The following is a 710-nucleotide window of genomic DNA, read 5'->3' as shown; positions in this document are numbered from 1 at the left end:
TTCATTCTGTTATCGATGAGGTCATCGACGACGGTGGGGTCTGCGAGTGTGGATGTGTCGCCCAATGCGCCGTAGTCGTTCTCGGCGATCTTGCGCAGGATGCGGCGCATGATCTTGCCCGAGCGGGTCTTGGGCAGGCCGGGGGCCCACTGGATCAGGTCCGGCGAGGCGATCGGGCCGATTTCCGTGCGGACCCAGGTGCGGAGCTCCTTGCGCAGCTCATCCGTCGGCTCGACGCCGTTCATCAGGGTCACGTAGCAATAGATGCCCTGGCCCTTGATCTCGTGCGGGTAGCCCACCACGGCCGCCTCGGCGACCTTCTCATGGGCGACCAGCGCCGATTCCACCTCGGCCGTGCCCATGCGGTGGCCCGACACGTTGATCACGTCATCGACGCGACCGGTGATCCAGTAATCGCCATCCGCGTCGCGGCGGCAGCCATCGCCCGAGAAGTAGTAGCCTTTGTAATCGGCAAAATACGTCTTCTCGAAGCGCGCGTGATCGCCCCAGACCGTGCGCATCTGGCCCGGCCAGCTGTCGGCCAGCGCCAAGACGCCCTCGGTGGGCGACTCGCTGATTTCCTCGCCCGATTGCGGGTCCAGAACGACGGGCTTCACGCCAAAGAACGGCTTCATCGCCGCGCCGGGTTTCGTCGCATGTGCGCCCGGCAGCGGGGTCAGCAGGTGCCCGCCGGTTTCCGTCTGCCACCA

The 710-nt window shown here is 65.6% G+C and carries 1 protein-coding gene; it reads right to left on the bottom strand.

The features are described from left to right. Positions 1–710 (bottom strand): AMP-binding enzyme (locus D8Z78_RS24355; RefSeq protein ID WP_164933090.1); only part of this gene is annotated, 710 nt, incomplete at both ends.

Source organism: Tropicibacter alexandrii, from assembly GCF_003667315.2.
Classification (GTDB): domain Bacteria; phylum Pseudomonadota; class Alphaproteobacteria; order Rhodobacterales; family Rhodobacteraceae; genus Tropicibacter; species Tropicibacter alexandrii.
Note: the sequence above shows the minus strand (reverse complement) of the source record. Positions and strands in the feature narration are given on the sequence as shown.